Origin of the sequence: Fusobacterium sp. (assembly GCF_032477075.1) — a bacterium.
GTDB lineage: Bacteria > Fusobacteriota > Fusobacteriia > Fusobacteriales > Fusobacteriaceae > Fusobacterium_A.
Window position 1 is genome coordinate 1 of sequence record NZ_JAWDXO010000065.1, and the last position, 6,857, is coordinate 6,857.

At 26.2% G+C, this 6,857-nt stretch carries 8 protein-coding genes; all 8 read left to right on the forward strand.

Annotated features, from left to right (window positions below; translation table 11 throughout):
* Positions 1-949 (forward strand): hypothetical protein (locus tag E6771_RS15550; RefSeq protein ID WP_316092254.1); only part of this gene is annotated, 949 nt, incomplete at its 5' end.
* An 11-nt stretch (positions 950-960) separates the two neighbouring features.
* Complete coding sequence (locus E6771_RS15555; RefSeq protein ID WP_316092255.1) at positions 961-1,491, forward strand: hypothetical protein; 531 nt, start codon at positions 961-963, stop codon at positions 1,489-1,491.
* Between the two features lie 5 nt (positions 1,492-1,496).
* Positions 1,497-2,060, forward strand: coding sequence for a hypothetical protein (locus E6771_RS15560; protein WP_316092256.1), 564 nt, complete (start codon positions 1,497-1,499; stop codon positions 2,058-2,060).
* A gap of 341 nt (positions 2,061-2,401) precedes the next feature.
* A complete protein-coding gene (locus tag E6771_RS15565) occupies positions 2,402-3,187 on the forward strand; it encodes a M48 family metalloprotease (protein WP_316092261.1) in 786 nt (261 codons plus the stop codon).
* Complete coding sequence (locus tag E6771_RS15570) at positions 3,181-3,720, forward strand: hypothetical protein (RefSeq protein WP_316092257.1); 540 nt, start codon at positions 3,181-3,183, stop codon at positions 3,718-3,720. Before E6771_RS15565 ends, E6771_RS15570 begins: the two co-directional genes overlap by 7 nt.
* Before the next feature lie 114 nt (positions 3,721-3,834).
* Positions 3,835-4,404, forward strand: coding sequence for a hypothetical protein (locus E6771_RS15575; RefSeq protein ID WP_316092258.1), 570 nt, complete (start codon positions 3,835-3,837; stop codon positions 4,402-4,404).
* Between the two features lie 190 nt (positions 4,405-4,594).
* Positions 4,595-5,434: a CPBP family intramembrane glutamic endopeptidase gene (locus E6771_RS15580; RefSeq protein WP_316092259.1), complete on the forward strand. Its 840-nt coding sequence runs from the start codon at positions 4,595-4,597 to the stop codon at positions 5,432-5,434.
* A gap of 457 nt (positions 5,435-5,891) precedes the next feature.
* Complete coding sequence (locus E6771_RS15585) at positions 5,892-6,515, forward strand: EcsC family protein (RefSeq protein WP_316092260.1); 624 nt, start codon at positions 5,892-5,894, stop codon at positions 6,513-6,515.
* The last annotated feature ends 342 nt before the right edge of the window (positions 6,516-6,857 follow it).

Consider the following 6,857-nt stretch of genomic DNA (forward strand, 5'->3'; position numbering starts at 1 on the left):
ATATGATAAAGATGAAAAAACAGCAGATAATGTAGGAAATAAAATAGAAGAAATAAAGGCAGGAGAAGAAAAAGACTACAATGAATATCTAGCTTCAATTAAAGACAAGTATAAGGACCTACCAAGTCTGGAAGAATCAAAAGAGTTAGAAAATAGAATTCCTGATGAATATAAGGAAAAATTTGCTGTTCCAGTTCCGCTTCCAGTATTAGTAGGTGGAGTAGTACTTATTGGAGGATACTATTATATACAAAACTCTGAAGAAAATAAAGAAACTTGGAATAAATTTCAAGAAGATCTAAAGAAGGAATGGGAATCTGTTAAAGATAAAGGAATAGTCTATGCTGAATTTCAAAAGGTTTATATGGAGGCTTTCTTAGCAAAACAAAATATTATAATAGGAGCAGAAGAGGGTATAGGAAACATATTAACATCACCAGGAAAACTGCCAGATGAAGCAAAATTTCCTATTTATTTGGGAGGAGGAAATCCAGAAGTAATTGAATATAAACCTGATACAAATGGGGCACCTCCAGTTTCATTACCAACAGATACAGCTCATGATGGAGGAACTAAAGATTTACCAGATACAGGAACTCTTGTAAATGAACCTCCCAAAGTAGAAGATAATAATATATTATATGTTAAAGAAACAAATGATGAATTTCTAGCAAGAATAAAAAACTTAGGAACAAATGAAAGAATAGCAAGAATAAAAGAAAAAGCTACTGAAGTAGCAAAAGAGAGTGGTTGGGAAGTGATAAGAAGTTATAAAAGTAAAAATGGTAGAACTGTATATACTGATAAGAAGTTTCTTTATTCATTAGATACACGTCATGGAACTTTTGAAAAACTGACTCTAAAAGGAAAACATGTAGAGGAAATAAATATGGATAAAGAGGTTGTTACACAAGGAGATAAAACAGGAAAACATGATTTTAGAAAATAAGGAGATATGGTATGAAGAACTTAATAAATCAATACCTTAAAGAAGTATATATAGAAAAGAAGCATTATTTACTATATGAAAAATATAGAGTTAAATTGGAGTTTATGAAAAATATTTTAGAATCTTTAAAAATATACTTTATTAGTTATAAATTATATATTGATTTTCCTTATAAAGAAGTGTGGACTATAAAATTTAAAAATTTTAAAAATATAGAATATATAACAGAAATTCATATTTCTAAAATAGCTTCAGTCTATTATATATATCATTGTGTAGAATATCTTAATAGTTACTCTGACTCAACTGAAAAGAGCATTGGAGATATTTCAATTTTTCCATATATAAAAAATCAAGAAAAATTTCATTCTCTTTTTAGAAAAGAAATGAACAAATATAATTATATTGAATATCAAGATTCAAATGAAGGTATTCTTGAATTTAAAAATAATACTTTTAGTTTAATGGAGGGTGAACAATATACAGCTTTTGATATATTCTTTAATGATGTATTCAATCTATTAAATCAGAAAGGGAGCTAAACAAAATGAAAAAAATAATAAGAAAAAATTTAGAAAATTTAATTTTAAAAAACAAGATAGAGAATACTGAAAAGAAAAGTTTAGATTTATTAAAAGCTGTTTATCATTGTTTAGGAAAAGAGAAGAAATATATCTTAGAATATAGAGTAATACAAGATATGAATTTTCCTTATGAAACTTGGAAGCTTTATATAAAAAAAGAGAGAGAAATAGAAGTATATGTAGAGGTATTAATATCAAAAATTATCCCAATTTTTACAATAAATGAGAAGGCAATAATTATTGATGAAAATCCTGAAAGTATAAAAAAGAATGTAGAGCTTAATTTAGATAATCAAACTTTTACAGGAGCAGTATATCTTTGTCCAAAAATTATAAAAGTAATGAAAAAATTTAATTATATTGAGACAAAATATATAGATTTGTATATGCCTGTATTGAAAGAAAAAAATAAAAAATTTTCAATAATAAATGCTAACGAATTTTTTACCTTGGAAGGATTATTTTTTATAGATTATCCAGAATTGATGGATCAATTTGTGAGTGAAGATGGTAAAAGTAATAATTAAATAAAATAAATATTTGATAAGAAAAATTTAATAGAAGAAAAAGTGTTCTAATTCAATTTGATATTTTATAGGTGGCTCAATTAATTTGGGTCACTTAATAAAATATTGAAATAGTAGGAGAAAGTAAAATAGCAGAAGAATTAGGATTTAATACAGATTTAGAAAAAGCGCAAGTTATAACAAAAGATGAAGATAAAGTATTAGATGCAGAACTTCATACAGATTTACTGAATCAGTCAGAAAGAGATAAAATAGGAGAAGCAGGAGATTATTTAGAGTCAATTTATAAAGGAATAACAGATTCAGGGGTAGGAGGAAAGATTAACACAATCAAGGAACAAATATATGGAGATCTTTCTCCTGGAGAAGAAGCATTTGCCTCAACTTCAAATAATACAATAGCAATAGATAGAAATATATTGGCTTCAGCAGATTCTAACAAAATATTGAGTATATTAGCTCATGAACTGGGACACTTTAATGGTTATGATAGTGGAACAGAAAGTACAGCTTCAAGAGTAGAAAATGCAGTATCAGGAGCAGTAAGCAAAAAAGAATCTACAGGAGATTATGAAGCATATTTCAAAAATATGTATGAAGGAAAAGATATAAGTGGAAATGAAGCACAGAAAATAATAGATGGTATTCCTGAAGAAAATAAAGAAAATTTTACTCGTGGGGTAAGTATTGGAGCATCTGCAGGATTTGGTGGACAAGTTGGAGTCGGACTTACTAAATATACAACTATAGATCATAAAAATAACAAGGCCATCGTTTTTATTACAGCAGATGGAGCTGTGGACTTTGCTAATCCTGATGCAGGAGCGGCTCTAACCTTTTCATTTTATCCTTTTGTTAATGATCCAGAAGTCTTAGCAGGTAGGGCTAAAGCTATAGGAGGAACAGCTCCTATTCCTAGACTAGAAGAACTTAGTGGAGGAGCAAAAATCGTATTAGATACTGAAGGGAAATTTTTAGGTGTAGGTTTTATTATAGGAAAATCTCTATCACCTGTAGATGTATTTGGAGGGTTTACTTATGGTTCTAAAATAATTTCTAAAAAAGAATACACAATATATGAATATTATAAAGAAACTAGTCCAAGAGGAGGCAAAAATAAATGGTGATTGAAGTAGAAAATTCAGATACTTCTATAAAAATAAGTAAAATTATAGAAGATGACTATAATAGTTATAAAAATAAAATGAAATTACTTTACACTTTAATTAGTCTTTTTGTACAATATAAGATTTTGAAAGACTATATTTTTTCTCCCAATACTATCACTTATGAAGTTTTTATGTTTATATTGTTTGTTCAATTAGGGCTAACAATAATATTTTACTTGGTATATAGAGGTAATTTATATCCTCACTTTAATGAATTTATATTTTTAAATACTGATAGAATTATTTTACAAATTAAAGAATTTGATTCTATAAGAAATGAAATAATAATCTTTCCAAATGATATATTAAAAATATATATAAAAAGAAGAGAAGAGGTATTTAGGTATAGCAATAAAATTCCTGATGAAGAGTATATGGTAATAAAATTTAAAACAAAGCAAGACGTTTTCTCTTGGGGATTTAAAATACCATTAGAAGAAGCGGAAAAAATAAAAAATGTTATAGATAATTATTTAAATAACCTTGCATAGGAAATCTAATAAAGATAAAAACTTTAATATTTTATAGGTAACCTAAGAAAATTTCTGGGTTACTTATTAAGATATTAAAAGGTTAATAAAAATTACTATATAAGGAGGTTAAATATGAGTAAAACTTATGAAGTATATCCTACCACTTCATATATTCCAAGCAAAGAAGAAATAGGAAAATTAGCTGAAAAATATTTAAATACTTTTTTAGAAAAAGAAAATATAAAAGAAGAATATAAAAAAAGAATGAAAATTACTAATTCAACTCTTAAATTTTCTGATAAAAATTATGTTAATAGAGAAAATATATGCATGGTTGATACAGAATATGATGCTTATAAATTAAATATCAAGGAAGGAAATGTAATATTTGTTTTTTTTCATAAATTTACTCAACTTGATATTGAAGTTTTGGAAGAAACACTTGTTAATACAAATTATGAAAATGAATTTGAAAAAATTGTAAAGTTAAGTTATACATGGACAGTAAAAAGAACTGCTTGGCAACCAGTATTATCAAATATATTGTATGGTTTTATTGCTATAGCAATAGCTGAACTTACTGATGGGATAATATATTCTGGAGATGGAGCATGGAATATTGAAATTTTTCCTGTTAAAGTAGAAGAATTCCTTCCAATTCTTTTAGATGCAACTATTGAGCAAATTTTAAGATATGATTAATATTAATGTTTTAAAGGTAGTCCAATTAATTTGGATGTTCATTAATATACTATAAATAATAGCTGTTTTAAAGTAAAGTTAAAAGGAGTTAATTATTGGAAATCAAGATAAAAGAATCTCAAAATGAAATAAAAATCATAAAAGAACTTTGGAACTTCGAAAATTAAAAAGCAAGAATGGAGAAAATAAAATGAAAAAAGAGTGGGGAATAAAAGATGTATTGATTGCATTATTAGGAGAAGGGTTGTTATTTGGTGCACTTATTTTATCGGTTGCAATAAAGGATAGTGAATCTCTTGTACGGAGATATCCAATAGAGATAAGAAATATACTTATGGGGATACTGTATATAAGCTTTGTTATATTTGGATTATTGATCATATGTAAAGGGTTATTAAAAATTAATTTTAGAGATTGTCGTATATTGCCAATAAAAATAAAAACTATATGGATAATTCTTGCTTTTATTATGCCATTACTTGTAAGTGGTATATTACTATGTTTTCCAGGGGAGTGGTTAAATATAGAGTTTAGCACAGCTAATATGATAACTACTCTATCATTAACATTGGTATTCTTTGGAATAGCAGCACCTATAGTTGAAGAAATGATATTTAGAGGAATGATGCTTACAGTTTTTGAAAAAAAATGGAATAGAGAAATAGCAATATTCTTATCTTCTCTTTTATTTGGGATAGGACATATTATTGGGCAAAAAATGGAATTAAGAGATTTTTTTATTATGTCATTATCAGCAGGGTTGATAGGAGCAACCTTATCATTAGTTACATTTATAACAGAAAGTATATGGTCAAGTGTGGTTATACACATGGTATGGAATATAATAATTATGGGACAAATAATTAGTATTGGAGGAGTTAGACCATTATATAGCAGATATAATTATACTTTTAACTCTGATTCATTTTTACTTACAGGAGGAGCTTTTGGAATAGAAGCATCCCTACCATCCATAGTAATAAATATAATATTTTTAACCATAGTATGGAAGTTATGGAAAAGAAGATAAAAGGTAATTGTAAAAACTTTATATTTAAAAATTAAAATCAAAGTAATAAATGTAAATTTATTAAAAATTTTATTTGAAAGATATAGCATTAAAATAACTTAATAGAAGGAGAATATAAAAAATGATAAAAATATCAAGTGCTATTGAACTAATTAACAAATGAGTAAGGAGTAGTGGTTATATATTAATAAAATTGTAAAGTTAGCCATAGAGGTAAGAATAATCTACAGTATTTAAATGAATTATATTATAAATTTGAAATAACAAATAAAAATTTTTATATTTTAATTATATGAGTTCACAGCTATACACTAGTAGTTAGGGAATGTACACATAAGGTTGTGATATTTTTAAATTTTTTTAATATTATTAGTATTAATTGCAATATTGGTAATAATAAAAATTTTATGGTTATTAATAGTATTTTTTAAATTAAATATAGGAGGAAAACAAAAATATGGATGAAAATAAAACACTAAGCATATTAGATGCTTGTTATGTAAAAGCAATTAATGGAATACCTATGGTAAGTGAACCAATAGAAGAATTAGTAGAAAGTTATTTAAGGAGATATAATAACAACCAACAGGCTGCGAAAGAGATGATAGCTAATCAAGTTTTAAAATGTACAACCTCTGGTTTTTTATCAGGCTTGGGAGGAATAATTACTCTTCCAGTTACATTACCAGTAAATTTGACAAGTGTACTTTATATTCAAATGCGTATGATAGCAGGAGTAGCCTACGCAGCAGGATATGATATTAATGATGATACAACCAAAACCCTTGTTTATCTATGCTTGGCAGGAAGTGGAGCTGGAGAAATTATAAAAAGTACAGGAATTAAAGTTGCTACAATGAGTGCTAAAAGATTTGTTCAAACTAAGGTAAGTGGAGAAACATTAAAACAAATAAATAAAAAAATTGGTTTTATGTTACTAACTAAAGCTGGAACTAAAAGGGGAGCAATTAGTTTAATAAAAGTAGTTCCTATTGCTGGTGGAATTGTAGGAGGAACTTTTGATGCTTTAGCAACAAAGGCAATAGCTAAAATAGCAATGAGTAGATTTTTTAAAGATTAAAGATAAAAAATTGCAATAGATATAATAATAAAGGGAGAGTCTAGGGAAGTTCAAATACCAAAAATAATGAAAAAGGAGTATGGAGAAATTTTAAGTTTATATTTAAAAAAGATATTCTTGTTCTAGAAGAGCTGAGGTTTGAGATGAGAATATTGGAACAATAAGCTGAACTTTTAGCAGAATATTCTGTAAAAGAAAAAATATATAAATGGAATAACAGAAAGATTTTTTATAAAAAATTATTTCTTGTTTCTTAGGAAATTATAATTTGATAAATTTGTTGAAAAAATAAAAAATATTAATTATTTTAGCTTCATATTAGATATATTTAATCGAATAAGA